This window comes from Phaeobacter sp. JH20_29 (genome assembly GCF_048056175.1).
GTDB classification, from domain to species: domain Bacteria; phylum Pseudomonadota; class Alphaproteobacteria; order Rhodobacterales; family Rhodobacteraceae; genus Phaeobacter; species Phaeobacter bryozoorum.
Window position 1 is genome coordinate 546,548 of the sequence record NZ_JAYMWO010000018.1, and the last position, 24,843, is coordinate 571,390.

19 protein-coding genes are annotated in these 24,843 nt (G+C 63.5%); 9 read left to right on the forward strand and 10 right to left on the reverse strand.

The features are described from left to right. The first annotated feature begins 25 nt into the window (after nucleotides 1-25). From VWZ85_RS17555 to VWZ85_RS17565, 3 genes are all read left to right on the forward strand, one after another. Complete coding sequence (locus tag VWZ85_RS17555; protein WP_340545053.1) at nucleotides 26-1,717, forward strand: chloride channel protein; 1,692 nt, start codon at nucleotides 26-28, stop codon at nucleotides 1,715-1,717. A gap of 216 nt (nucleotides 1,718-1,933) precedes the next feature. Next, the gene (locus VWZ85_RS17560) at nucleotides 1,934-2,125 is read left to right on the forward strand and encodes a hypothetical protein (RefSeq protein ID WP_340545054.1); all 192 of its coding nucleotides are present in this window, start codon (nucleotides 1,934-1,936) and stop codon (nucleotides 2,123-2,125) included. 168 nt (nucleotides 2,126-2,293) lie between these two features. Then, nucleotides 2,294-2,437, forward strand: coding sequence for a hypothetical protein (locus tag VWZ85_RS17565; protein WP_416589295.1), 144 nt, complete (start codon nucleotides 2,294-2,296; stop codon nucleotides 2,435-2,437). Between the two features lie 90 nt (nucleotides 2,438-2,527). Here VWZ85_RS17565 and VWZ85_RS17570 read toward each other — a convergent pair whose 3' ends face one another. From VWZ85_RS17570 to cobS, 4 genes are all read right to left on the reverse strand, one after another. Beyond that, entirely contained in the window at nucleotides 2,528-2,869 is a 342-nt protein-coding gene (locus tag VWZ85_RS17570; RefSeq protein ID WP_340545056.1) for a DUF427 domain-containing protein, read from the reverse strand. A gap of 62 nt (nucleotides 2,870-2,931) precedes the next feature. Next, nucleotides 2,932-4,722: an aminopeptidase P family protein gene (locus VWZ85_RS17575; RefSeq protein ID WP_416589296.1), complete on the reverse strand. Its 1,791-nt coding sequence runs from the start codon at nucleotides 4,720-4,722 to the stop codon at nucleotides 2,932-2,934. Nucleotides 4,723-4,957: 235 nt separating this feature from the next. Further along, nucleotides 4,958-6,835 carry a cobaltochelatase subunit CobT gene (gene cobT, locus VWZ85_RS17580; protein WP_416589297.1) on the reverse strand — a complete coding sequence of 626 codons (1,878 nt, stop codon included), beginning with the start codon at nucleotides 6,833-6,835 and terminating at the stop codon, nucleotides 4,958-4,960. 192 nt (nucleotides 6,836-7,027) lie between these two features. Further along, a complete protein-coding gene (gene cobS, locus VWZ85_RS17585; RefSeq protein WP_416536769.1) occupies nucleotides 7,028-8,014 on the reverse strand; it encodes a cobaltochelatase subunit CobS in 987 nt (328 codons plus the stop codon). Nucleotides 8,015-8,442: 428 nt separating this feature from the next. Here cobS and VWZ85_RS17590 point away from each other — a divergent pair, with 428 nt between their 5' ends. Continuing rightward, the gene (locus VWZ85_RS17590) at nucleotides 8,443-10,536 is read left to right on the forward strand and encodes a DEAD/DEAH box helicase (protein WP_416540430.1); all 2,094 of its coding nucleotides are present in this window, start codon (nucleotides 8,443-8,445) and stop codon (nucleotides 10,534-10,536) included. 224 nt (nucleotides 10,537-10,760) lie between these two features. Here the strand turns inward: VWZ85_RS17590 and VWZ85_RS17595 are convergent, their stop codons facing one another. Beyond that, on the reverse strand, nucleotides 10,761-11,384 hold the full coding sequence (locus tag VWZ85_RS17595) for a DnaJ domain-containing protein (protein WP_340545061.1): 624 nt from the start codon (nucleotides 11,382-11,384) through the stop codon (nucleotides 10,761-10,763). 118 nt (nucleotides 11,385-11,502) lie between these two features. Here VWZ85_RS17595 and VWZ85_RS17600 point away from each other — a divergent pair, with 118 nt between their 5' ends. Next, on the forward strand, nucleotides 11,503-11,757 hold the full coding sequence (locus VWZ85_RS17600) for a BolA family protein (protein WP_340545062.1): 255 nt from the start codon (nucleotides 11,503-11,505) through the stop codon (nucleotides 11,755-11,757). 73 nt (nucleotides 11,758-11,830) lie between these two features. Here the strand turns inward: VWZ85_RS17600 and VWZ85_RS17605 are convergent, their stop codons facing one another. Both VWZ85_RS17605 and gatB read right to left on the reverse strand, forming a co-directional pair. Next, nucleotides 11,831-12,502 carry a DUF4177 domain-containing protein gene (locus VWZ85_RS17605; protein ID WP_416589298.1) on the reverse strand — a complete coding sequence of 224 codons (672 nt, stop codon included), beginning with the start codon at nucleotides 12,500-12,502 and terminating at the stop codon, nucleotides 11,831-11,833. 231 nt (nucleotides 12,503-12,733) lie between these two features. Next, nucleotides 12,734-14,245: an Asp-tRNA(Asn)/Glu-tRNA(Gln) amidotransferase subunit GatB gene (gene gatB / locus VWZ85_RS17610; protein WP_416540427.1), complete on the reverse strand. Its 1,512-nt coding sequence runs from the start codon at nucleotides 14,243-14,245 to the stop codon at nucleotides 12,734-12,736. A 287-nt stretch (nucleotides 14,246-14,532) separates the two neighbouring features. Between gatB and VWZ85_RS17615 the strand changes: the two genes are divergently transcribed. Continuing rightward, nucleotides 14,533-16,926, forward strand: a complete 2,394-nt coding sequence (locus VWZ85_RS17615) for a Tex family protein (RefSeq protein WP_416589299.1) — start codon at nucleotides 14,533-14,535, stop codon at nucleotides 16,924-16,926. Between the two features lie 19 nt (nucleotides 16,927-16,945). On the opposite strand, the gene VWZ85_RS17620 is transcribed toward VWZ85_RS17615, so the two are convergent. The 3 genes from VWZ85_RS17620 to pepN all read right to left on the reverse strand — a co-directional run bounded on the left by VWZ85_RS17620 (nucleotide 16,946) and on the right by pepN (nucleotide 21,604). Next, on the reverse strand, nucleotides 16,946-18,280 hold the full coding sequence (locus tag VWZ85_RS17620) for a hypothetical protein (protein WP_416589388.1): 1,335 nt from the start codon (nucleotides 18,278-18,280) through the stop codon (nucleotides 16,946-16,948). A 177-nt stretch (nucleotides 18,281-18,457) separates the two neighbouring features. Then, entirely contained in the window at nucleotides 18,458-18,934 is a 477-nt protein-coding gene (locus VWZ85_RS17625) for a hypothetical protein (RefSeq protein ID WP_416589300.1), read from the reverse strand. 105 nt (nucleotides 18,935-19,039) lie between these two features. Then, nucleotides 19,040-21,604, reverse strand: coding sequence for an aminopeptidase N (gene pepN / locus VWZ85_RS17630; RefSeq protein WP_416589301.1), 2,565 nt, complete (start codon nucleotides 21,602-21,604; stop codon nucleotides 19,040-19,042). A 121-nt stretch (nucleotides 21,605-21,725) separates the two neighbouring features. On the opposite strand from pepN, the gene VWZ85_RS17635 reads away from it, so the two are divergent. The 3 genes from VWZ85_RS17635 to VWZ85_RS17645 all read left to right on the forward strand — a co-directional run bounded on the left by VWZ85_RS17635 (nucleotide 21,726) and on the right by VWZ85_RS17645 (nucleotide 24,787). Beyond that, nucleotides 21,726-21,926 carry a hypothetical protein gene (locus VWZ85_RS17635; protein ID WP_340545069.1) on the forward strand — a complete coding sequence of 67 codons (201 nt, stop codon included), beginning with the start codon at nucleotides 21,726-21,728 and terminating at the stop codon, nucleotides 21,924-21,926. Between the two features lie 236 nt (nucleotides 21,927-22,162). Beyond that, nucleotides 22,163-24,295 (forward strand): malate synthase G, encoded by a 2,133-nt coding sequence (locus tag VWZ85_RS17640; RefSeq protein ID WP_416589302.1) that lies wholly within the window; start codon nucleotides 22,163-22,165, stop codon nucleotides 24,293-24,295. Nucleotides 24,296-24,361: 66 nt separating this feature from the next. After that, a complete protein-coding gene (locus VWZ85_RS17645) occupies nucleotides 24,362-24,787 on the forward strand; it encodes a GlcG/HbpS family heme-binding protein (RefSeq protein ID WP_340545071.1) in 426 nt (141 codons plus the stop codon). The last annotated feature ends 56 nt before the right edge of the window (nucleotides 24,788-24,843 follow it).

Sequence of the window (24,843 nt, forward strand, 5' to 3'; positions counted from 1 at the left end):
GAACGACACCGGGACAATCGGGTTCATGCCACAGACCATACGCTCCGCCATTTCCGCCCAGCTGGCTCAGGGGGTTGCTGGCGTGCGGGATGTCTGGCGGGTGCTGCGCCACCGGGGGCCGAGCCAGTTTCAATTCTGGTTTATCGCCTTGCTGATCGGGATCGCCGCCGGGTTTGCGGCGCTGTTCTTCCGCAAGGGGATCACCGCCTTTCAGGCCTGGGTCTATGGCGCGGAGGATGTGAATTTCCTGCATAGTTTCGCACAGGACATGCCCTGGTACTGGCTGATGATCATTCCGACCCTTGGCGGGCTGGTGGTGGGGCTGATCCTGCACCGGTTTACGCCGGATGCCCGGGTGCGATCCGTTGCCGATGTGATCGAGGGGGCCGCGCTTGGCGATGGGCGGGTGGAAATTCGCGCCGGTCTGGCGTCTGCCTGTGCCTCTCTGATCACGCTCAGTACCGGCGGATCAACCGGTCGCGAGGGGCCGGTGGTGCATATGGCGGGGGTGATCTCGACCTGGGTCAGCAATCGCATTCAGGCCGATGGCATCACCGGGCGCGATCTCCTGGGCTGTGCGGTGGCGGCGGCGGTTTCTGCCAGCTTCAATGCGCCTATTGCCGGGGCGCTCTTTGCGCTGGAGGTGGTGCTGCGGCATTTCGCGGTCCATGCCTTTGCGCCCATTGTCATCGCCTCGGTGGCCGGAACCGTGATCAACCGGCTGGAATATGGCGATGTGACGGAGTTCGACCTGATCACGCCGGGGGCGCTGCAATTCTACGTCGAGCTGCCGGCCTTTCTGATGCTTGGGCTGATCTGCGGGATCGTGGCGGTGGTGCTGATGCGGTCGATCTTCTTTGCCGAGGAAATCGGCAATGCTGTGCAGACAAAGCTGGGTCTGCCGCGCTGGCTGCGTCCGGCGGCCTCTGGCCTGCTGCTGGGCGGGCTTGCGGTCTGGTTTCCCCATATCATTGGCGTTGGCTATGAAACCACGGTTCTGGCCCTCACGGGCGCGCTGGTGCTGCATCAGACCATTCTCTTTGCCATGGTCAAAACCGCGGCCGTGGCGATCACCATGGGCGGGCGCATGGGGGGCGGGGTGTTCTCGCCGTCGCTGATGGTCGGGGCGCTGACCGGGCTCGCCTTTGGGCTGATTGCGACCGCTGTGCTGCCGGATGTGTCGGGGACGCATACGCTCTATGCTTTTGCCGGGATGGGCGCGGTGGCGGCGGCGGTGCTTGGCGCGCCGATTTCCACGACGCTGATCGTGTTCGAGCTGACCGGCGACTGGCAGATCGGCCTGGCGGTGATGGTGGCGGTGTCGATGTCGACGGCGCTGGCGTCGCGGATTGTCGACCGGTCGTTCTTTCTCACCCAGCTGGAGCGGCGCAATATTCATTGCGCGGCGGGGCCACAGGCCTATCTGCTGTCGATGCTGCGCGCCGGAGCGGTGATGCGGCCACTGGGCGATCCGCGCTGCGCCAGCGCGGAGGACTGCGCCGCGCTGATTGACCAGGGGCTGTCGGTCCGCGCCTCTGCCTCGCTGGAGGCCGCGATGCCGATCTTCGACCGGGCCGATCTCAGCTATCTGCCGGTACTGGCGGAAGGGGAGGGCGGCGATAATCCGCCGAATCTCATCGGGGCCCTTTACCACATTGATTCGCTGAAAGCCTACACCCGTGCGCTGGCTGCGGCGGCTGCGGAGGAGCATAGTTGAGGATTGAAAACTACGGCGGCTCATCGTCAATTTGCGACATTTCCCATAAAGCCGTCGCTTAAAGACAAGTTTACCCGCAAAAGACGATCCCAAATATGTGATATTTCTGAAACGGGTGTTCGCTTTTTTCCAGAAGAAATTTTAACCTTTATCGGCCCAGCGGCTTAAATATGGTTAACATAAGGATAATGGTGATCATTCTTCGGAAGTGAAAACATGCAACACAAAACAATCAGCCCGACAGAGGCTGAAACAGTGGCGAAGGCAGTAGAGCAGGAAAATGAGCGGGCGTCTTATGAGGCCCTGATCGACTATGTCGTTCAAAGCGCACGGGATGCACAGATGTTCTGTACCGGTGAGGCCGTCGAGGCCGCGCGTCAGCATCTTTGTCAGACCATCCTGAACTAGGGGGACATGCGACATCCGTCGCGCCTGTTTGTTTCTTCGTCGGTATCTTATTTGGTCCTGGGGCAGGGTTCCGGGCGGGCTCTCTTTGGCCTGCAAAAACGGTAGCGAAATAACGATCAATATGATCGTTATACGTGCATCTTTCTAATTTCTGTATCGGGAGAATATGTGAAGTCCGAATTTTCCGACCGCGTCAGTGGCCGTTTTTCGGATCCGTTCGCGACCCATCAGATGGCGTTTTCCGACAATCGCGCGCCGCTGCGCCGGGGCCTGCGGGCGGTGGGTTGCCCGGTTCCCAGCGCGGTTTCCTGATGAGCGAAAGGCTGCTTATCCACGAATAAGGCGCCCCGAGACGGGGCGCCCTGACTGCATAAGAGCGTGTTTTTGCCGATCGGGGCGGGCCTAGATCCGCTCCACTTTCACGGTGTCACCGGTGACGAAGGCAAGGTGGTCCTTGATCTGCGCTACGGCCTCATTGGGGGTTTCGTAGCTCCAGACCGCGTTTTCGGTCACGGATGATTTGTTCACAATCGAGAAGTAGCTGGCATCGCCCTTGGCCGGGCAGTGGGTGGTCTTGTCGCTGCGGTCGAGGAAGGCTGTCGCGATGTCGCCACGGGGAAAATAGATGACGGGCGCCAGATCGCCCTCGCTCAGCTCAAGCGCGTTGCTGCTCTCGCCCAGCACGGCACCACCGGAGCGCACCACCCAGGTGCCTTCTGCTTTGCGAATATGGATCTTTGTCATGGTCTTTTCCTTCACGTCGTTCGTCACGGATCAATGTCGTCTTCAGATGTAACACTGCGGTATCACAGCGGCGCCGTTGCGGCATCCAGCCAGCGTTGTGCCGGGTCTGTTACGTTGGGTCCTATCTTAGCGGCTACATCCGCATGATAGGCGTTCAGCCAGTCCCGCTCTGCCGTGGTGAGCAGGTCCACCACGATCAGGCGGCGGTCCAGCGGGGCGTAGGTCAGGGTGCGCCAGCACAGCATTTCGCGTTCGGCGTCGGCGCTGTCCAGCTCAGGCGCCGGTTCTACCACCAACAGGTTCTCAATGCGAATACCAAAAGCGCCTTCGCGGTAATATCCCGGTTCATTGGAGAGGATCATGCCGGGTTCCAGCGGTACGGTGCCGGCACGGCTGAGCCGCTGGGGGCCTTCATGTACGCTGAGGAAGGCGCCGACCCCGTGGCCAAGCCCGTGGTTGAAGTCCTGCCCGGCCAGCCAGAGCGGCATTCGTCCCACCGCCTCGATGTCGCGACCGGCAAGCCCCTTGGGCCAGCGCAGGCGGGACATGGCGATCATGCCCTGCAGAACGCGGGTATAGGCCTCGCGGGCTTCCTGCGGTGGGGTGCCGATGGCGAGGGTGCGGGTGATGTCGGTGGTGCCGTCCAGATATTGCCCGCCGCTGTCCAGCACCAGCAGATGCCCGTCCAGCAGCGCGGCATTGCTGTCCTCGCTGACCCGGTAGTGGATGATGGCGCCATTGGGGCCGGTGCCCGAAATGGTTTCAAAGCTGATGTCGCGCAGCTTCGGATCCTTGCGGCGGGTGGCTTCGAGATGTTTGACCACGTCGATTTCGGTGATGCTGCCGGGGGGCTGGGCGTCCAGCCAGGCGAGGGTTTCCACCACGGCGGCACCATCGCGCAGATGAGCGGCGGCGCTGCCTGCGATCTCGGCGGCGCATTTGCGGGCCTTGGGCAGGGCGCAGGGGTCACCGGCCGCAACCAGCGCATCGCCGAGCTGATCGGCGACGATCCGGGGCAGGGTCGTCAGATCGACGGTGACGGAGGCATCTTTGGCCTGTGCCAGCTCAGCCACGGCTGATAGGAAGGTCTGCGGCGCATGAACGGCCACATCCGCGCCGAGGTGATCCCTGACACCCGTCAGCTTCTCTTCCGCCATGAACAGATCGACCCGCGCGTCGGCGTGCAGGATGGCAAACCCGTGGGCGACCGGGTTGTGGGCGATATCGCTGCCGCGGATGTTCAGGAGCCACATGATGCTATCTGGCAGGGTGATCACGGCGGCGCTATGTCCGGCGTCGCGCAGCTCTTGGGCCAGAGAGGCGGTCTTTTCGGAGGCGGATGTACCTGCATAGCTGAGCGGATGGGCGATGACGGGCTGCATCGGCGGGGTGGGCTGATCCTGCCAGATGCGATCCACCAGATTATCGACCTGCACGAATTCAAACCCGTGCAGATCGAGCCCCTGCATCTGGCTGGCCGAATGCAGCCAGGGGTCATAGCCGATGCGCCCCCCGGTCGGCAGCTGCTCCTTCAGCCAATCGGCCAGCTGTACCTCGGGCCAGTGCACCGGGGTAAAGACCTCCGCGACCTGCTGTTTTACCTGCGTGCGGTAACGCCCGTCGATAAACACCCCGCCCACATCGCGCAGCACGGCACAGAAGCCCGCAGAGCCGGTAAAGCCGGTGAGCCAGGCCAGACGTTCATCGCCGGGGGCGACATATTCGCCCTGATGGGCATCGCTGCGCGGCACCAGAAAGCCGTCGAGCCCCTCGCGCTGCAATTCGGTGCGCAAAGCCTTGAGGCGGGGCGGGCCCTGTTCCGGGCGGGCTGTCACGTCGAAGGTCTGGAACATCGGCTCCCTCCATCTGTTTCGGGTGGTCCGCGACGGTTGGTCAGGGCGCAGCGGCCGGCCCTTCTGGGCGGGTGTTGCGCAACGTCGGCAGGAACAAGGAAATGGCGCGGCAGTCACGGCGCGCTCTGTCGCGAACACTTGTTCCAAATCCGGCGACGTCCCGCAACCCCTGTAACACAAAGCCCCGCACCGAAGCGGCGCGGGGCTTTGATTCAGAGCGGCGCGGCTGGCGTGCTCAGCTCGCGCGTTTGATGCCCATCACCCGGGCGCGGGCGCGCGGGTCACTGTCAAAGAGAGCGGCCAGCTGCTCGGTCATGGCGCCTGCCAGCTGTTCAACATCGGTGATGGTCACGGCGCGATCGTAATAGCGGGTGACGTCATGGCCGATGCCGATGGCCAGCAGTTCAACCTGTTTGCGCCGCTCGACCATCGCGATGACATCACGCAGGTGTTTTTCCAGATAGTTGGCCGGGTTCACCGACAGCGTGCTGTCATCCACCGGCGCGCCATCGGAGATCACCATTAGGATCTTGCGGGCTTCCTGACGGGCGACCATGCGGCGGTGCGCCCATTCCAGCGCCTCGCCGTCGATATTCTCCTTCAGGAGGCCCTCTTTCATCATCAGGCCAAGATTGTCGCGGGTCCGGCGCATCGGCGCATCGGCGGCTTTGTAGATGATGTGGCGCAGGTCGTTCAGACGGCCGGGGAGCTGTGGGCGACCGTCGTTGAGCCAGGCCTCACGCGCGAGCCCGCCTTTCCACGCGCGGGTGGTAAAGCCGAGGATTTCGACCTTCACGTTGCAGCGCTCCAGAGTGCGGGCCAGAACGTCGGCGCAGATCGCGGCGATGGAGATTGGCCGACCGCGCATGGAACCGGAGTTGTCCAAGAGGAGCGTCACCACGGTGTCGCGGAATTCGGTGTCTTTCTCCCGTTTGAACGACAGCGGCGTGGTGGGGTTTGCCACCACGCGGGCCAGACGGCCGGCGTCCAGAATGCCCTCTTCGAGGTCGAACTCCCACGAGCGGTTCTGCTGCGCCTGAAGGCGGCGCTGCAATTTGTTGGCAAGCCGCGAGACGGCCCCTTTCAGCGGTTCCAGCTGCTGGTCCAGATAGGCGCGCAGCCGTTCCAGCTCCGCCGGTTCGGCGAGATCCTCGGCGGCGATTTCCTCGTCATGGGCATCATCGAAGACCTTATAGTCGGGATCGGCCTCCGACACGGCGGGCGGCGGTGGCGGGTCCAGCGGAGCCTCGCCATCGGGCATTTCGGTATCTTCAGCCAGCTCTTCATCGGCCATCTCGTCCATCGAGACCTGCGCCTGGCTTTCGTCCTGCTGCTGCTCCTGGGCCTGTTCGGGGTTGGCGTCGGCCTCTTCCTCTTCGGAGTCGTCCTGACCGCTGCTGTCGGGGTCCTGCTGCTCCTCGGCGTCGTCTTCGGCGTCGCTGTCCTGTTCGTCGTCAAGCTGATCCGGGTCGTCGCCCAGCTGGTCGCCATAGCCCAGATCGGTGATCACCTGCCGCGCGAATTTGGCGAATGCGGCCTGATCCTCGATGGTGTCACCGAGATTGGCCAGCGTGTCGCCGGCCTGCTGCTCAATGAAACCGCGCCACAGTTCCATGACGTTGGCCGCCGCATCGGGCATCGGGCGGCCGGTGGCCAGATGGCGGATCAGATAGCCGGCGGATACCGCCAGCGGCGCCTCGGTTGCGGATTTGATCTGGTCGTAACCCCTGCGCAGGGCTTCGTTCTGGATCTTCACGTCGATATTGGAGGCGGTGCCGGGCATGTGCCGCGCGCCCATCGCCTCGCAGCGGGCGGATTCCAGCGCCTCGTAGAGATCAAGCGCCATGTCGCCGGGCGGGGCATAGCGGGCATGGGTGGCGGGGTCGTGGAATTTGTGGCGCAACGCCAGCGCATCGGCGGTGCCACGGGCCAGCAGCACCTCTTCGCGGGTCATCCGTCGGGAGACCTGAGGCAGCCGCATATTGTCGCCGGACAGACCGGCAGGGTCGACCGAGTAGGAGACGTTCAGCTCGGAATCATTGGCCATGACCTTGGTGGCTTCGGCCAGCGCCTTCTTGAACGGATCGGCGGGGTTGTCGTTGGGCTTGTTCATGGTCGCACCTAGTCCCTTGTGAGCATCCCCCCTCGTGTCGGAAAAGTCCAGTGGCACTGCTGCGGATAGGGCAGCGCCGGTCCCGGCGGGGTGAGAGGCGAAGCGCCCGCCCGTTTTGCCGGAGGCAAACCTTCGGTCTGGCGGGGGCAGTTCGGGCGCTGCCCGGCCTTGCGGCCGGGCGGCACATTGCTGTTAGCCCAGCGAAACGCTCGCGGCGCTTTCCGGCAGCTCTTCGTCAAAGCAGCGCTGGTAGAACTCGGCCACGGTCTGGCGCTCCAGCTCGTCGCATTTGTTCAGGAACGACAGGCGGAAGGCATAGCCCACATCGCGGAAAATCTCGGCGTTCTGCGCCCAGTTGATCACCGTCCGCGGCGACATCACGGTGGAGAGATCGCCGTTCATGAAGGCGGTCCGGGTGAGATCGGCGACGGTGACCATCTGGCTGATGGTCTTGCGGCCCTTCTCGGTGTTGTAATGCGGCGCCTTGGACAGGACGATGGCGCTTTCGGCGTCGTGGCTGAGGTAGTTCAGCGTGGCCACCAGCGACCAGCGGTCCATCTGGGCCTGGTTGATCTGCTGGGTGCCGTGATAGAGGCCAGTGGTATCGCCCAGACCAACGGTGTTGGCGGTGGCAAACAGGCGGAAGAACGGGTTCGGGGTGATGATCTCGTTCTGATCGAGGAGCGTCAGCTTGCCGTCATGCTCCAGAACGCGCTGGATCACGAACATCACGTCAGCGCGGCCCGCGTCATATTCGTCGAACACGATGGCAACCGGGTTGCGCAGCGCCCAGGGCAGGATGCCTTCGTGGAATTCAGTGACCTGCTTGCCGTCGCGCAGCTTGATCGCGTCCTTGCCAATGAGGTCGATCCGGGAGATGTGGCTGTCGAGGTTCACCCGGACGGAGGGCCAGTTCAGGCGCGCGGCGACCTGTTCGATATGGGTCGATTTACCGGTGCCGTGGTAGCCCTGGATCATCACGCGGCGATTGTGGCTGAAGCCTGCCAGAATGGCCAATGTGGTCTCGGGATCGAATTTATAGGTCGGATCCAGAGCCGGTACCCGGTCGGAGCCGTCGGCGAAGCCCTTGACGGTCATATCCGTATCAATTCCGAACACATCGCGCACCGAAAGGGTTTCGGTGGGTTTCGCGTTCATATCCAGCATACCGTCGGTCATCGCAATCGATCCTTATCCTCATCCGCGCAGCGTCCGTCGGCTGGCGGCAATCCGGTGGATTGGTGCCTGATCTTGTCTGCAATCGCAAGGGGCCAAGGCCGGGTTTGACCAGCTGTCGTGACGTTTGGTCTCAATCTGGCACTAAGGCCGCGCCTGGCCGGGCCAGTTGCGCGCGTGTCGGGGGGGGCATTCCGGCCCGCGCCCCTGTGTTCTGCCGGTGGCAGGGTGTGGCGGCAAACGCATAGCGGGGTTGCGTCTGCTGGTGGCTTCTGGTGCCGGATGAGCCAAATGAACCCTGTACAAAAGGGGGCAAAGCCGATATCAGCGCGCACTTGGATGATGCCATCCGCGTTCCTGCGCAGTCGGGGACATTCCCGATATTCGGCGTGCCCTTTGGCGGCGCGCCCCGCAGCAAGCGAAATGAAATCTTGAAAACAGCACTCGAACAAGCGCTTCAGGCGCGCGGCTACGAGCATTTGACACCCGTTCAACAGGCCGTCACCGCGCCCGAGCTGGATCAGTCCGACCTTCTGGTGTCGGCGCAGACCGGTTCCGGCAAAACCGTAGGCTTCGGCCTGGCGATGGCCCCTACATTGCTGGGTGAGGCCGAGAAACTGGACCGGGCCGAGCTGCCGCTGGCGCTGGTTATCGCGCCGACGCGCGAACTGGCGTTGCAGGTGAAACGCGAACTGGGCTGGCTCTATGCCGAGGCCGGTGCGCAGGTCGTCTCCACCGTGGGCGGTATGGACATGCGCGACGAACGCCGCGCGCTGGAGCGTGGCGCGCATATCGTCGTGGCCACCCCCGGTCGTCTGCGCGATCACATCATGCGCGGCTCGATCAACCTGTCGCAGGTACGCGCCGTGGTGCTGGACGAAGCAGACGAGATGCTGGATCTGGGCTTCCGCGAGGATCTGGAGTTCATTCTGGGCGAATCCCCGGAAGACCGCCGCACCCTGATGTTCTCGGCAACTGTGCCGACTGGTATCGCGCGTCTGGCGGAGACCTATCTCAAGGATCACCAGCGGATCAAAACCGTGGCTGAAGCCTCGCAGCACGCGGATATCGAATACCAGATGCTGGCTGTGGCGCAGCGCGACGTCGAAAACGCCGTTATCAACGTGCTGCGCTTCCACGAGTCGCCCAATGCGATCGTGTTCTGCAACACCCGTGCGGTGGTGAACCGGATGACCACGCGGCTGAGCAATCGCGGATTTTCCGTGGTTGCCCTGTCGGGCGAGCTGTCCCAGGCGGAGCGGAGCAACGCGTTGCAATCCCTGCGCGACGGGCGGGCGCGGGTTTGCGTGGCCACCGATGTGGCGGCGCGCGGGATCGACCTGCCGAAGCTGGATCTGGTGATTCATGCGGATCTGCCGTCCAGCCACGAAACCCTGTTGCACCGCTCGGGCCGTACCGGCCGTGCCGGGCGCCAGGGTGTGTCCGCGCTGATCGTGCCCCCAAAGGCCAAGGGCAAGGCCCTGCGCCTGCTGCGTGCCGCCAAGATCACCGCAGAAACCAGCCCGGCCCCCAGTGCCGATGATGTGCGCGCCCGCGACTTTGAACGTCTCTTGGGTGACAAGGCCTGGAGCGAGCCGGTCAGCGAAAATGAGACCGCCCCGGTGGCGGAACTGGTCGAGCGTTTCTCTCCCGAGCAGCTGGCCGCCGCCTATCTGCGCCTGTTCCACGACCGCCACAGCGCGCCGGAAGAGCTGAGCGATCCGCAGATGGACAAGCGCGAGCGGGAAGAGCGGGCGCCCTTTGGCCCCTCCGTCTGGTTTGCGGTCAGTGGTGGTCGCAAGGCCGGTGCAGAGCCGCGCCGCCTGCTGCCGATGCTGTGCAATGCCGGCAATCTGACCAAAGACGACATCGGCGCGATCCGCATTCAGTTCGACCAGAGCTATGTCGAGGTGCGCGAAAGCAGTGCCGATGCGTTCTGGGGTGCGGTCAAACATGGTGAGCTGGAAGAGGGCGCCACGGTAACGCGTCTGGACAAGGCGCCAGATCTGCCGAAATCGCCGCGCCCGCAGAACCGGGACCGCGATGGTTTCCGCGATGACAAGCGTGGCCCCCGTGGCCAGGATCGTGGTGAGCGCAAGCCCTACGGCGACAAACCCAGCTATGACAAGCCGCGCGGTGACAAACCCCGGGGCGACAAGCCTGCCTATGGTGACAAGCCTGCCTATGGTGACAAGCCACGGAGCAGCAAGCCCTATGGCGACAAACCCCGTGGCGACAAGCCCAGCTATGGCGACAAGCCGCGCTTTGACAAACCAAAGCGTACTGGCGAAGGCGGCAAGGCCACGGTGACTGCGCGCGGCCCGTCGGATCGTGCCGCAAGCCCCTCAAAACCCGCCAAACCGGCGGTTCCGGGCAAGCCCAAGGGCGATTGGTCCAATCCGGGGAAATCGGGCCGCAAGGGCGCACCGCCACCAAAGGGCAAGCCGACCAGCAAGAAGAACAAGGCCCGGGCAGCAGTTGCCAAAACAGGCGGAGCGGCGCGGCCGCAGCGCAAGGGCAGCTAACATCCGAGCCTGTCAGCAAGACAGAAAGCCACGGCACCGATCTGCCGTGGCTTTTTCATTTAGGGACAAATCTCTGCCCCGCGACTTTCCGTAGCTGTCGCGTGGCGGGCGTCTGAACGCTGCAAGCTTCTGGCGTTGCAAAACCCAGAGGTTACACAAAGAAAAAGCGCCGCTTGCGCGACGCTCTGGTTTTCTGTCTGGCTGGTTCGGGGCGCAACTACCGCTTATTTGAAACTGCGGCTGTCCTTGATCTGGTCCCAGGCCCAGACCACCTCTTGCAGCTGTTCTTCCTGGCTGCGGTCGCCACCGTTCATGTCGGGGTGCAGCACCTTGATCAGCTTCTTATAGGCTTTGCGGATGTCTGCCTTGCTCCAGTCGTCCTTGGCCTCAAGCACTTCCAGCGCGCGGCGTTCGGTCGGGGGCAGGCGGCGCCCGGCCTGGGCTGAGCGACCCGGATTCCGGGTGGCGTTCTGGCCCAGCACCTGATGCGGGTCCTCGATGCCCAGCCGCGCCCAGGCGCGCGCCTCGGGGTCACCCATCGGTTTGGTCTGGCGTTCCCAGACCTTGTCCTTGGATTGCTGGGCGTTCAATTCGGCCTCGGTGGTGCCTTCAAAGAAGTTCCACTTGGTATTGTATTCGCGCACGTGCTCCTGGCAGAACCAGTAGTAATCATCCAGCACATCCGGTGCCTTGGGCGCGCGGAATTTGCCGGGTTCATCGCAGCCATCCTTGTCGCAGATGCGCTGCGAGGTCTCGGACGCGCCGGTGGCGGCCCGCCGGCCGCGGGGGTTCTTTTTCTTCGCTGACCGGATGGACATATCGAAACCAAAGGGATCTGACTTGGTCATGGGGCGCACCTTCTAGACGCAACTGTTCGACTCGGAGGCAGCAGTTTAGTCTAAGGGGCGGCAGATTGAAGGGGGCTGGGAAAATTAATACGGGGATTTTTATGCAGGACACGCCAGAATGAGCATCCGTGAAGAGATCGAGACGCGTCTGCGCGACGCATTTGCACCACGCGCATTGCGGGTTGAGGATGAGAGCGACCAGCACGTCGGCCACGCCGGTCACGACGGGCGTGGCGAAAGCCATTTCAACGTATATATCCGGGCCGATGGCTTTGCCGAGATGTCCCGCGTGGCGCAGCATCGCGCCGTGCATAAGGCGCTGGGCGATATCGTGCCGCGCATCCACGCGCTGGCGCTGGATATCGGGGTCTAGGGCCAAAGTCAGGCAAAGCCCCGCCGATGTGCCACAATGGCAACGCTGGCGGGGAATTGCATCCGGGGGCTGGTCAGCTGTTTGCCGGATCCTCGGAGGATTTTTCCGATCTGGTCAGTTTTGGTTCTGCTTTTGGCGCGGGTTTGGCGGCGCCATCTTTCGGGGTGGCGGCAAGGCTGGCGCGGGCTTTCAGGGCGGCGGTCAGGCCGGACACCGGGCTCAGCTCCTCGACGCCGTCATCGGCGACCATAGAGCGGGCGCCCCGGCCCGGAACGGCAATGGCGCCTGCCGGGGCCTCTGGGTCGCCGGCGATGGCGATGGGTGGCGCGACAGCGCTGGTGGTGGCCGGGCCAAGCGTCGGGACTGCTGGTGTCGCCTCCGCGGGGGGCGCTGTGGCAGCTGCCGCTGTGCTGTGATCCGCCGCTTGGGCGGGGGTCTGCGCTGCGAGCTGCGCGGTGATCTGGGCGGCCAGCTGAGCCACGGCCTGAGCCTGCAACTGCTCGGCGGCGGCTGGCAGCGCACGGCGGAAGATCAGCACGTTGCGCCAGTTCGTCGTCGAGCCGGTCAGCCCGCTGCGCTCTTCGGATGGCAGCAGCTCCGCGCGCTGATATTCCCAGCCCTCTGCCGCCATGTCGTTCAGCAGGATATCAATGGAATTGGCAAAGCGGGCTTCGGCGGTTTTGACGCCCTTGGCCTTGGTGCCCTTGGCGGGGGCGGGGACAACTTTGTATTCAAAAGCTTGCATAAACGTCTCCTGTGTCGGCGGCAGGTTTAGCGCAAGCGTGCGGGGGGTCAAGCGTCCGCGTTCCCCATGGGCGGGGACCTGTCGGGCGGCAGTATACTCCAATTGCCGCTGCGGCTTCCAGATCATCGCGTTCGGGTTGGGGGGTGGCAGCGCCTTTCACACGACAAAGGGCGCCACCGGGGCGCCCTTGCGTGGTTCTTATCTGAGGGCGTTGCGTGCCCGGTGGCCGGATCAGCCGCCCAGTTTCTGCGCCACCAGTTTGTTCACGGCGGCCGGATTCGCCTTTCCGCCGGTGGCCTTCATCACCTGGCCGACAAACCAGCCTGCCAGTTTCGGGTTCACCTTGGCCTTCTCCACCTGCGCGGGGTTGGCGGCGATGATCTCGTCCAGCGCGGCTTCGATGGCGCCGGTATCTGTCACCTGCTTCATGCCGCGCTCTTCGACGATCTGAGCGGGGTCGCCGCCTTCGGTATAGACGATCTCAAAGAGGTCCTTGGCGATCTTGCCGGAGATCGCGTCGGAGGCGATCAGGTCGATGATGCCGCCCAGCTGGGCAGGTGAGACCGGGGAGTCGGTAATCGTGTGGTCTTCTTTCTTCAGGCGGCCGAACAGCTCGTTGATGACCCAGTTTGCAGCCAGCTTGCCGCTGCGGCCCTTGGCGGTTTCCTCGAAGAAGGCCGCCGATTCCACATCCGCGGTCAGTACCGAGGCGTCATAGTCGCTGAGGCCGAAGTCTTTGATGAAACGTGCCTTTTTCTCGTCCGGCAGTTCCGGCAGGTTTGCCTTGATCTCATCCACCCAGGCCTGTTCGATTTCCAGCGGCAAGAGGTCGGGATCGGGGAAATAGCGGTAGTCATGCGCCTCTTCCTTGGAGCGCATGGAGCGGGTTTCGCCCTTGTCCGGATCGTACAGGCGGGTTTCCTGCATGATCTCGCCACCTGCCTCGATGATGGCGATCTGGCGACGGGCTTCGACCTCGATCGCCTGCTGGATGAAGCGCATCGAGTTCATGTTCTTGATCTCGCAGCGGGTGCCGAGGTGGGAGAAGTCCTGGGTTTCCTGATACTTCTCGTACTGGCCCGGCAGGCAGACGGAGACGTTGACGTCGGCGCGCAGGTTGCCGTTCTGCATATTGCCGTCGCAGGTGCCGAGATACTGCATGATCTGGCGCAGCTTGGCGATATAGGCGGCGGCTTCTTCCGGGCCGCGAATGTCGGGGCGCGAGACGATCTCCATCAGGCAGACGCCGGTCCGGTTCAGGTCGACAAAGGACATGTTGGGATCCATGTCGTGGATCGACTTGCCCGCGTCCTGCTCCATGTGGATCCGCTCCACACGCACGTTGCGCGCGGTGCCGTCGCCCAGTTCCACCAGCACTTCGCCTTCGCCCACGATCGGGTGGTAAAGCTGGGAAATCTGGTAGCCCTGCGGCAGGTCGGGGTAGAAGTAGTTCTTGCGGTCAAAAGCCGACCACAGGTTGATATCGGCCTTCAGGCCCAGACCGGTGCGCACCGCCTGTTCAATGCAGTATTCGTTGATCACCGGCAGCATGCCGGGCATCGCCGCGTCCACAAAGGCCACGTTGGAGTTCGGCTCGGCGCCGAATTTGGTGGAGGCGCCGGAGAACAGCTTTGCATTGGAGCTGACCTGAGCATGCACCTCCATACCGATGACCAGTTCCCAGTCATGCTTGGCGCCCGCGATCACCTTGGGCTTGGGGAGTTCATATGTCAGGTCGAGCATGGTTTTCCGCCGTATCCGAATGTCCGATGTTGGCAAGCGTTCTAGGCCCCCGCGCGGGCAGGGGCAAGGGGGCATTGAGGGGCAGACGGGTACATTGATTTGCCCTTTTGCATGGGCCGCAGGTCCGGGAAGCGCCCGTCCCGCGCCCATGGGCGGGCGCTTCACGCCCACCCTCGGGACGGACTCTGCCCTCCGCAATGGTTCGCTCGGGGCTGATTCAGCCTCTTGGCGAGACGTTCCGGCAGGGCTAGTACTGGCAGCCCGAGCAGAAATTTCAGGAGGCCGCCTTGGACACATCCGCCCGCATCAGCCAGACCATTGCTACGGAAATCGGCGCCGCCACCAAACAGGTGAGTGCCGCCGTTGCGCTGCTGGATGAAGGCGCCACAGTGCCCTTTGTCGCGCGCTACCGGAAGGAGGCCACGGGCGGGCTGGATGACACCCAGCTGCGCACGCTGGCGGAGCGTCTGGACTATCTGCGTGAGCTGGAAAAGCGCCGCGCCGCCATCCTTGACTCGATCAAGGGGCAGGACAAGCTGACTGATGATCTGGCCGCCTCGATTGCCAAGGCGGAGACCAAGGCGCAGCTGGAGGATATCTATCTGCCCTACAAGCCCAAGCGGCGCACCAAGGCGATGATCGCCAAGGAGAACGGGCTGGAGCCGCTGGCGGATGCCATTCTGGCCGACCGCAGCACCGACCCGGAGGCACTGGCCGAAGGCTATGTTACCGAGGCGGTCGTGACGGTGAAGGACGCGCTGAACGGCGCGCGGGATATCCTGACCGAGCGGCTGACGGAGAATGCAACCCTTTTGGGCAGGCTGCGGGAGTTCCTGCAGAAGGAGGCGGTGCTCACCGCCAAGGTGGTCGAGGGCAAGGAGCAGGAGGGGGCGAAATTCTCCGACTATTTCGCGCATTCCGAACGCTGGGCGGATGTGCCCTCGCATCGGGCGCTGGCGATGCTGCGCGGCTCCAACGAGGGCGTGCTGACGCTGGACGTCGGGCCGGAGCCGGAGGAAGGCGTGGCGCGCGCCGAGGCGATGGTGGCGGCGGTGCTGGGCGCGGGCGGCAACGGGCCGGGAGATGTCTGGCTGCGCAAGGTCGCGGGCTGGTGCTGGCGGGTGAAGCTGTCGCTCTCGATGATGCTGGAGCTGATGGGCGATCTGCGCGGCCGGGCGCAGGAGGATGCGATTCAGGTTTTTGCCCGCAATCTGAAGGATCTGTTGTTTGCCGCGCCAGCCGGTGCGCGGCCGACTCTCGGGCTGGATCCGGGCATTCGCACCGGCGTCAAGGCGGCGGTGGTTGACGCAACCGGAAAACTGGTGGCCACCGAGACGTTGTACCCGTTCCAGCCGAAGAACGATCTGCGCGGGGCGCAGGTGTCGATTGTGAAGCTGATTGCCGAACATGGCGTTGAGCTGATCGCCATTGGCAACGGGACCGCCAGCCGCGAGACCGAGCGGATGGTGGCGGAGGTGCTGCAACACCTGCCGGCCAAGGTGAAGGCGCCGACCAAGGTGGTGGTGTCTGAGGCTGGTGCCTCGGTCTATTCCGCCTCTGAGCTGGCGGCGCGGGAGTTCCCGGATCTGGATGTCTCCTTGCGCGGTGCGGTCTCGATTGCCCGCCGCCTCCAGGATCCGCTGGCGGAACTGGTGAAGATCGAGCCCAAGAGCATCGGCGTTGGCCAGTACCAGCATGATGTGGACCAGCACAAACTCTCGAAATCGCTGGAAGCGGTGATCGAGGATGTGGTGAACGCCGTTGGGGTAGACCTCAACATGGCGTCGGCGCCGCTGCTGAGCCATGTCTCGGGGCTTGGTCCCGGCCTGGCGGAGGCGATTGTGGCGCATCGTGACATGAACGGCGCGTTCAACTCGCGCAAGCAGCTGCTGAAGGTCGCGCGGCTTGGCCCCAAGGCATTTGAGCAATGCGCGGGATTCCTGCGGATCCGCGATGGCAAGGAGCCGCTGGATGCGTCCTCAGTTCACCCCGAAAGCTATGATGTGGCGCGCAAGATCGTGGTGGCCTGCGGCCGTGATATCCGCCAGATCATGGGCGATGGTGCGGCGCTTAAATCCTTGCGGGCAGAGGATTTTGTGGGCGGCGACGTGGGCCTGCCGACGGTTCGGGATATCTTTGCGGAACTGGAGAAACCGGGCCGTGACCCGCGCCCGTCTTTTGTGACGGCGTCCTTCAAGGATGGGGTGGAGACGATCACCGACCTGAAACCCGGCATGGTGCTGGAAGGCACGGTCACCAATGTCGCGGGTTTTGGCGCCTTTGTAGACATTGGGGTGCATCAGGATGGGCTGGTGCACGTGAGCCAGCTGGCCGACCGCTTCGTGAAAGACCCGCATGAGGTGGTGAAGACAGGACAGGTGGTCAAGGTCACTGTCACCGAGGTGGATGTGCCGCGCAAGCGCATCGCCCTCACCATGAAGAAGGACGGCGGTGCCTCAGCCAAAGAGGAGCGCAATGCTCGCGGCCCGGCCAAGGGCGCAGCTCCGCAGCGTGGTGGCAAGCCCGGTGGGCATTCGGGCGGCGGCAAGCGCCAGATGTCCACTGGCCCAAAGGGTGGTCAGGGCAGGGGGCAGGGTTCAGGTCAAGGCTCTGGGCAAAGCTCTGGCCAAACCACAGGCGCGCTGGGTGCGGCCCTGTTGGATGCGTTCAAGAAAACCTGAGCGATGCTGCGCGGCCCACCTAATCAGGCGAGACGCGCAGCCCTTTGGCGGAAAACTCCACCCGCTGGCCGGCCTCGATTTCGCTGCGAAACAGGCCGGCGATGAAGCGCAGCGCGTCCCGGCGGCCATGGTCGGCAAACCGGCGCGGTGAGGCGATGCGCAGGTTGTTGTCGAACCGCTGCGCGGCGTGGGCCCAGATCAGCGGATGAATTTCGCGCAGGTGGTCGCGGATCAGCCAATCCGCCGCCCCGGCGATCTCGCCGCGCTGCCCGGTGGTGGTCGTTGCGGTCTCTTCGACATAACGCAGCGCCACCGCGCAGTAAGAGGCCAGCAGGTTGATCATTTCCTGATCCGGTCGGCGTGAGACTATATCGCGCAAGCCATCCATGAAGAAGTCGATGTCGACGCGGGCACAGGCTTCCGGGTCCAAGGCGATGGCGTCGAAATAGACCCAGGCGTAGCCGCCGTCGCCCCAGATCTCTTGTGTACGGGCGGCAGTGCGGCGCGCTTCGAGGTCGAGGGCATCATAGCTGCCGAACCAACGCGGCAGCATATGGGTGCCGAGACTGCGCATGTGGCGGTGATTGTCGGGGTCCAGGTCGATGAGTGCGGCGAAATCATCCGCCACCTGCGTCGCGCTAGCGGATCGTTGCCCGGCGAGCAGCGCGGTTTTCGCTGCGGCAATAAACGGGCTGTCGAGGGCAATACCATCCAGCGGATGCAGCAAGGCGGCTGCCCTGTCGAAATGGGCGGCGCAGCGCTGGCCATTGGCCACGGTGATTGACAGGACATCGGAATAGCCGCGCCAGATCCAGGCCACATCAATATGGGCGAGGGCCACCAGAGTGCGCAGATAGGGATCGTCGCGGTGTTCCACGCACATCGTCTCCAGCCCCATGACGCCTTCGATCATCTTGCGCCGGTCTCCGGCGTGGCCAAGGCTGAGCGCATGTTCGACGGCATTGACCACATCGCTGCGCGCGCCATGGGCAAGAAGCTCGGCAACGGGCAGGCCATGCGGCGTATTCTGGCGGGCCTTGTCGGCTTTTGCGATCTCTGCGGAGAGGTCGGTCCAGCGGTCCTGACGGGCCAGAAACTGTCCCTTGTCCTGAAGCGTTGCGCAGTCGCTTTCGCCCTGATCCGGCTCGCAGACCGGCACGATGAGCTGCTGCGGCGGGTGATCCGGGCGGTCTGCGGCGCGGCGGGGGGCGGTTGCCTGATCCTGCCTGCTGCGGACGGCAGCGCAGGGGGGCGCCGCTGTGTTTTGCGTGAGGGTCTCCCGGCCTTCACCGGGTAGCAGAGTTGAAAATACCTGTCTGATAAGGTCGCGCGCTGGGGTGTTTTTGTTGAGCATATCCATGTCCGCGTGCTGGCAGCTGAAATCACTGCAATCAGACTGGCCGTTCTTTGGGGCGCAATCATGGCGGGCGCGCGCCATTGCGATGGACGATTGGGATATTCCAGTGGCAGGTTAACGGGGGTTAAGATTTGCCTGTGTGGCGGCGGGGCGTCGTTTTGGGGAGGTCCGCGCTCAATAGATGCGGAAGTGATGCCGCCTGACGGGCAGGCCTGCTGCGGTGAGGGCCTGTTCAAGGATCTGATGCGGTGGCAGGCAATCGGGGGGAATGCGCAACCGCTTGCCCGCCTCGGTATGAATGGTGGCGCGGTGAGAAAAGTCCCAGCGCCGGTCGAGCGTGACATGGCTTATCCGATTGATCGGCAGGTCTACGGCGCCTGAGGCATTGCGCCAGCAGAGCCGTGTTGCATCCAGCTTCAGGCTGGCAGTCGGGTTGCGCCAGAGTTCCCAGAGGCCGGGCAGCATTGGCAGGATCAGCAGCAGCGAGATCCAGAGCGCGACGGACAGCGCCAGCGACAGCGCCGCAATCCCGGCCCCCCACAGGCCGAGGGCGAGCAGCAGGCGTGGCGAGCGGGCGGCCCGGCTGTAGCGATAGGCGGGAATGACTGCCCGGCGGCTCGTCGGCGGATCTATCATCGGAGCATCAGCCATGAGGCGGGGCCTCGATGACAGATGGTTCGCGCCGGGGCGCGGAGGAGTGGCGGCGGATTGCGAACGGGCCATGATATGGCCCGCTCTTCTGCGCTGCCTGTCGCATCACCCCTTCAGGATCCGGCTGACCATTTCATGGGTGTCCCGGCTCAGCCCGTCAGTGGCCAGAATGCGCTCCAGCTCGGCCCGGACCAGCGCCTGACGCGCGCTGTCGTAGCGCGTCCAGGTCTGGAAGGCAGCACACATCCGTGCGGTGGTTTGCGGGTTCAGCGGGTCCAGCGCGATGAGGTTCTGCGCCAGCAGGGAATAGCCTGCACCGCTGTCGTGGTGAAAGCCTGCGTGATGGCCGGCAAGCGCGCCCATGACGGCGCGGAACCGGTTGGGGTTCTTCATGCTGAACAGTGGGTGCTGGGTCAGCTCTGCGGCCGTGCGAGCGGCGGCGTCTGGCGCGGCGCAGGCCACTTGCAGGGCAAACCATTTGTCCATCACCAGACGGTCGTCCTGCCACTGATCAAAGAAGGCCTGGCTCTGGTCCGCGCCTTTCTCCGCCTTCATCAGGCTTGCCAGTGCGGCATATTGCTGGGTCATGTTGTCGGCGATCTGATACTGGCGCGCAGCCTGATCGCCACCGTCGAGACGGGTCAGCAGCGCCAGAATACGGCCGTTCAGCGCCCGCAGGCCCGCGCCATGGGCGTCGGGCTGATAGGGGCCATCGACAGTGGTGGCGGCATAGAGCCGGGGCAGGCTGGTTTCCAGCTGCTGCGCCAGGGTCTGGGTGAAGGTCTCCGCCGCGTCGTAGATTTTCTGCGGGTCGGGTGTGACCCCACGATCGTGCAGGGTCTGGGCGATTTCCGACTGGCTGGGGGGAGACAGAACCAGCGCGCGGAAGGCGGGGTCCAGCGCATCGTCGCGCACCAGTTTGACCAGCGCATCAAGATAGGCCGTATCGGGGGCGATGCCATCGGTCACCATGGCGACGCGGGTTTCGGTCGCGAGGAGATTGCCGGCCTCCCAGCGGTTGAACGGGTCGGTGTCATGGGCCAGCAGGAAGGCACGCTCTGTGTTGGTGGTCTCGCGCTCCAGGATCACCGGGGCCGAAAACTCCCGCAGGATGGAGGGCACCGGTTTCGAGGCGAGGCCGTCAAAGGTGAAGCTCTGTCTGGCTTCGGTCAGCTCCAGCACTTCGGTGCCGCGCAGGTCGTCGCCGTTGGGGGACAACAGGCCCACCGCGATCGGAATGACCCGCGGCGCCTTGTTCTGCTGGCCGGGTGTCGGCGGCGTTGATTGCTCAAATGTCAGGGTATAGGTGCCGTCGGCGTAATCCTCGGACACTTTTACCCGCGGCGTGCCTGCCTCGCTGTACCACAGCTTGAATTGGGTCAGGTCGCGGCCGGTTGCGTCCTCGAACACCTTTAGCCAATCCTCGATGGTGCAGGCCTGCCCGTCGTGGCGCTCGAAATAGAGCTTCAGCGCCTTGTAGTAGTTTTCATCGCCGACCAGCCGCTTCAGCATGCCGATTACCTCGGCGCCTTTTTCATAGACGGTGGCAGTGTAGAAGTTGTTGATTTCCTGGAACTGTTCCGGGCGCGGCGGATGGGCGAGGGGGCCGCCGTCTTCCGGGAACTGGCGGGCGCGCAGGGCGATGACGTCTTCGATCCGCTTCACCGGCTCCGATCGCATGTCGGCGGTGAACTGGGCGTCGCGATAGACGGTCAGCCCTTCCTTGAGACAGAGCTGGAACCAGTCGCGGCAGGTGATGCGGTTGCCGGTCCAGTTGTGGAAATACTCATGCGCGATGATCGCCTCGATCCGTTCGAAATTGGCATCCGTGGAGGTTTCGGGTGATGCCAGTACGCAGGAGGAGTTGAAGATATTCAGCCCCTTGTTTTCCATCGCACCCATGTTGAAGTCGTCAACCGCGACGATGTTGAACAGATCGAGGTCATATTCGAGGCCATAGACGTCCTCGTCCCATTTCATCGAATTTTTCAGCGCCTCCATGCCAAAGGCGCATTTGCCCTCATCCCCCGGACGGACCCAGATGTTCAGCTCGACATCCTTGCCGGATTTGGTGGTGAAGCGGTCGGGGTGGTTCACCAGATCGCCGGCCACCAGCGCAAAGAGATAGGCCGGTTTGGGCCAGGGGTCGTGCCATTCGGCCCAACCCTCGCCTGCGCCCACCGGGTTGCCGTTCGACAGCATCACCGGCGCGTCGCCTTCAATCCGCACCGAGAACGTCGACATCACGTCCGGGCGGTCCGGGTAGTAGGTGATCTTGCGGAACCCTTCGGCCTCGCATTGGGTGCAATACATGCCGCTGGACATGTAAAGCCCTTCCAGCGCGGTGTTGGCGGCGGGGTCGATTTCCACCTCGGCCTCCCAGACGAAGGGAGTATCGGGGGTGGCGCAGGTCAGCCCGCCATCGATCAGCTCGGGTGTCACCGGCGCACCGTCGATTTTGGCCGAGATCAACTTCAGCGCTTCGCCATGCAGGAAGAACCGGGGATCGGCGGCCTCGGCTTTGGGCGAAAACCGGATCTTGCTCAGAACGCGGGTGGCATTCGGCGAGAGTTGAAACGTCAGCTCGACCTTCTCCACCTCAAATCCGAAGGGTTTGTAATCCTTTAGATAAATCGTCTCCGGTGCGGTGGCGGGCGCGGCATCTTTCATGGTTTTTTCCTGTTCCATGGAACCCGGATGGGTCCGTCAGCGTATCTATACCAAGACTATGTACCAGCGGCTGCGGCCCCGCGCCAGCAACCGCGCAAACTTGTAGACAAAGGAGCGGCCCATGTCGGCACCTGACACCAATGTTGAACGCGAAGAGAAACTGCACAAACCGGCCCTGTTGGGCATTCGGGGCGTCGTTGTTGCGGTGCTTTTGATGTTTGCCGTCTTCCTGTTGTGGGTTTTCAACAAAGGTGGCGAGCAGGACGTGGTCGAAGCACCGCAGACCGCCGCCGAAGTGCAGGCGACCATCGCCGGTGACTGACCCTGTATGACAATCTGATATTCCTCCCCGACTTGCCCGGTAGCTCGCTACCGGGCTTTTTCTGTTTGGAGAGTGTCGCTAGTCTGAGAGAGGGTCAGCGCTGTCGGGCATCTGTAGAGATTATTTGAAGCAGTTTCGCATGAATTGGTAAACTAATATTACCGCCGACGTTGATGATACGGAACTATTGGTGTATCGGGGGCAGTAATACGCCCAGTTAACAGGAGGATGGCCCCATGAGCGGGATGCAGGAACGTCATGATATGCAGGTGGCTGACACGCTGGTGTCCTTCATCGAGGACAAGGCGCTGCCCGGCACCGGTGTCACGACAGATGCCTTCTGGGGTGGTCTGGCCGGTCTGGTCAACGGCATGGGTGACGAAAATCGCGCATTGCTGGCCAAACGCGCCGATCTTCAGGGGCAGATTGATGCCTGGCATATCGCGCGCCGGGGCCAGGCCCATGACGCGGCGGCCTATGAGGCGTTTTTGCGCGAGATCGGCTATCTGCTGCCCGAAGGGGATGATTTCGAGATCGAGACGCAGAATGTTGACGATGAAATCGCCAATGTTCCGGGGCCGCAGCTGGTGGTGCCGATCACCAACGCGCGATTTGCCCTGAATGCGGCCAATGCGCGCTGGGGCAGCCTGTATGATGCGCTTTATGGCACCGATGCCATGGGCGACCTGCCTGAGGCCAAAGGCTATGATGCCGGGCGGGGCGCGCGGGTGATCGCATGGGGGCGTGGGTTCCTCGATCAGACCTTCCCGCTTGCTGACGGGTCGTGGTCGGACTGCACTGGCCTGTCGGTTGAGGATGGCGCGCTGGTGCCTGCGCTCAAGGATGGGACGCAGTTTGCAGGCTATGACGGCGCCGCCGCCACGCCGGGCAAGATCCTGCTAAAAAACAACGGGCTGCATGCAGTGATCGTGGTCGATGCCGAGGGCAATATCGGCAAGGGCGATCAGGCGGGGATCAACGATATCATCCTGGAATCCGCGCTGTCGACCATCATGGATTGCGAAGACTCCGTTGCCTGCGTTGACAGTGAGGACAAGGTCACGGCCTATTCCAACTGGCTGGGCCTGATGAAGCGTGACCTTTCCGAGGAGGTGAGCAAGGGCGGGACCACCTTTACCCGCGTGCTGAATGACGATCTGTCCTTCACCGCGCCGGATGGGTCCGACCTGCGGCTGAAGGGGCGCTCGCTGCTGCTGGTGCGCAACGTCGGCCATCTGATGACCAATCCAGCGGTTCTGGACAGCGAAGGTCGTGAGGCGGGCGAAGGCTTCATGGATGCGATGATCACCGTGCTCTGCGCCATGCACGACCTCCAGGCGGAGGGCGGCAATTCGCTGCATGGTTCGGTCTATGTGGTGAAGCCGAAGATGCACGGGCCCGAGGAAGTCGCCTTTACCAACCGGATCTTTGACCATGTCGAAGACGCGCTGGGCCTGCCGCGCCACTCGGTCAAGATTGGTATCATGGATGAGGAACGCCGCACCTCGGTGAACCTCAAAGCATGTATCCGCGCGGCCAAGCATCGTGTGGCCTTTATCAACACCGGCTTCCTGGATCGGACCGGCGATGAGATCCACACCTCGATGGAAGCAGGCCCGATGCTGCGCAAGGGCGAGATGAAATCGACCCCCTGGATTGCCTCCTACGAGGATCGCAATGTCGATATCGGTCTGGCCTGCGGTCTGAAGGGTCGGGCGCAGATCGGCAAGGGGATGTGGGCGATGCCGGATCGCATGGGCGAGATGCTGGAGGCCAAGATCGGCCACCCGAAATCCGGCGCGACCTGTGCATGGGTGCCGTCGCCGACGGCGGCGACCCTGCACGCCACCCATTACCACCATGTTGATGTCCACGCGGTGCAGGACAGCCTGAAGGCAGCCGGTGCGCGCGGAACCCTTGCGGATCTGCTCACCATTCCGATGATGGATGGTCAGAACCTGTCGGACGCCGATATCGCGCAAGAGATCGAGAACAACGCGCAGGGAATCCTGGGCTATGTGGTGCGCTGGGTTGATCAGGGCGTCGGCTGCTCCAAGGTGCCCGATATCCACGATGTGGGGCTGATGGAAGACCGGGCGACCTGTCGGATTTCCAGCCAGGCGCTGGCCAACTGGCTGCATCATGGCGTGGTGGACGAGGCGCAGGTCATGGCCGCAATGCAGAAAATGGCGGCGGTTGTGGACCAGCAGAATGCGGGTGATCCGAGCTATACGCCGATGGCACCCGGATTTGACGGGGTTGCCTTTCAGGCGGCCTGCGATCTGGTGTTCCGCGGTCGCGTGCAGCCCTCCGGCTATACCGAGCCGGTGCTGCACGCCCGCCGCCTGGAGCTGAAGGCGCAGGGCTGAGAAAAACGACTGGGGTCGGGCGGTCTGCCCGGCCCCTTTTTTATGTGCACATCAAGGACAATAGACATGACCCTCACTCTGGATCAGGCCCGCAGCATCATCGAACATACCCGCGCCAAGGGGCGGGAGATGGCGCTGAAACCGCTCTCTGTCGTCGTCTTGGACGCGGGCGGACATGTGCTTGCCTTTGAACGCGAGGACGGCGCCGCGCCCGGCCGCTTTGCCATCGCCCATGGCAAAGCCTATGGCGCGGTGATGCTGGGCATGGCTGGCACTGCGCAGATGGCGCGCGCTGAACAGCAGGCCTATTTCATGGCGGCCGTGAACGGTGTCTACGGCGGGCAGGTCGTACCGGTCCCCGGTGGCGTATTGCTGCGCAGTGATGCAGGTGCGGTGATCGGGGCTGTGGGGGTCACCGGCGATACCTCCGACAATGACGCCGAGGCGGCGATGGCCGGGATCCGCGCCACCGGGCTGACCGGGGAAGCGTGAGCCGAGGCGCCCGCTGACGAGCTGGCAGACGATCGCGATCTGCCGAAAGCTGCGGC

Bases quoted from the DNA above. Each gene is read 5' to 3' on its own strand.
- VWZ85_RS17575 (WP_416589296.1), bottom strand. From the start codon at position 4,722: ATGTTCCAGACCTTCGACGTGACAGCCCGCCCGGAACAGGGCCCGCCC.
- VWZ85_RS17555 (WP_340545053.1), top strand. From the start codon at position 26: ATGCCACAGACCATACGCTCCGCCATTTCCGCCCAGCTGGCTCAGGGG.
- VWZ85_RS17635 (WP_340545069.1), top strand. From the start codon at position 21,726: ATGTCGGCACCTGACACCAATGTTGAACGCGAAGAGAAACTGCACAAA.
- VWZ85_RS17640 (WP_416589302.1), top strand. From the start codon at position 22,163: ATGAGCGGGATGCAGGAACGTCATGATATGCAGGTGGCTGACACGCTG.
- cobT (WP_416589297.1), bottom strand. From the start codon at position 6,835: ATGAACAAGCCCAACGACAACCCCGCCGATCCGTTCAAGAAGGCGCTG.
- cobS (WP_416536769.1), bottom strand. From the start codon at position 8,014: ATGACCGACGGTATGCTGGATATGAACGCGAAACCCACCGAAACCCTT.
- VWZ85_RS17620 (WP_416589388.1), bottom strand. From the start codon at position 18,280: ATGCTCAACAAAAACACCCCAGCGCGCGACCTTATCAGACAGGTATTT.
- VWZ85_RS17560 (WP_340545054.1), top strand. From the start codon at position 1,934: ATGCAACACAAAACAATCAGCCCGACAGAGGCTGAAACAGTGGCGAAG.
- VWZ85_RS17645 (WP_340545071.1), top strand. From the start codon at position 24,362: ATGACCCTCACTCTGGATCAGGCCCGCAGCATCATCGAACATACCCGC.
- VWZ85_RS17570 (WP_340545056.1), bottom strand. From the start codon at position 2,869: ATGACAAAGATCCATATTCGCAAAGCAGAAGGCACCTGGGTGGTGCGC.
- pepN (WP_416589301.1), bottom strand. From the start codon at position 21,604: ATGAAAGATGCCGCGCCCGCCACCGCACCGGAGACGATTTATCTAAAG.
- gatB (WP_416540427.1), bottom strand. From the start codon at position 14,245: ATGCTCGACCTGACATATGAACTCCCCAAGCCCAAGGTGATCGCGGGC.
- VWZ85_RS17595 (WP_340545061.1), bottom strand. From the start codon at position 11,384: ATGACCAAGTCAGATCCCTTTGGTTTCGATATGTCCATCCGGTCAGCG.
- VWZ85_RS17605 (WP_416589298.1), bottom strand. From the start codon at position 12,502: ATGCAAGCTTTTGAATACAAAGTTGTCCCCGCCCCCGCCAAGGGCACC.
- VWZ85_RS17625 (WP_416589300.1), bottom strand. From the start codon at position 18,934: ATGGCTGATGCTCCGATGATAGATCCGCCGACGAGCCGCCGGGCAGTC.
- VWZ85_RS17600 (WP_340545062.1), top strand. From the start codon at position 11,503: ATGAGCATCCGTGAAGAGATCGAGACGCGTCTGCGCGACGCATTTGCA.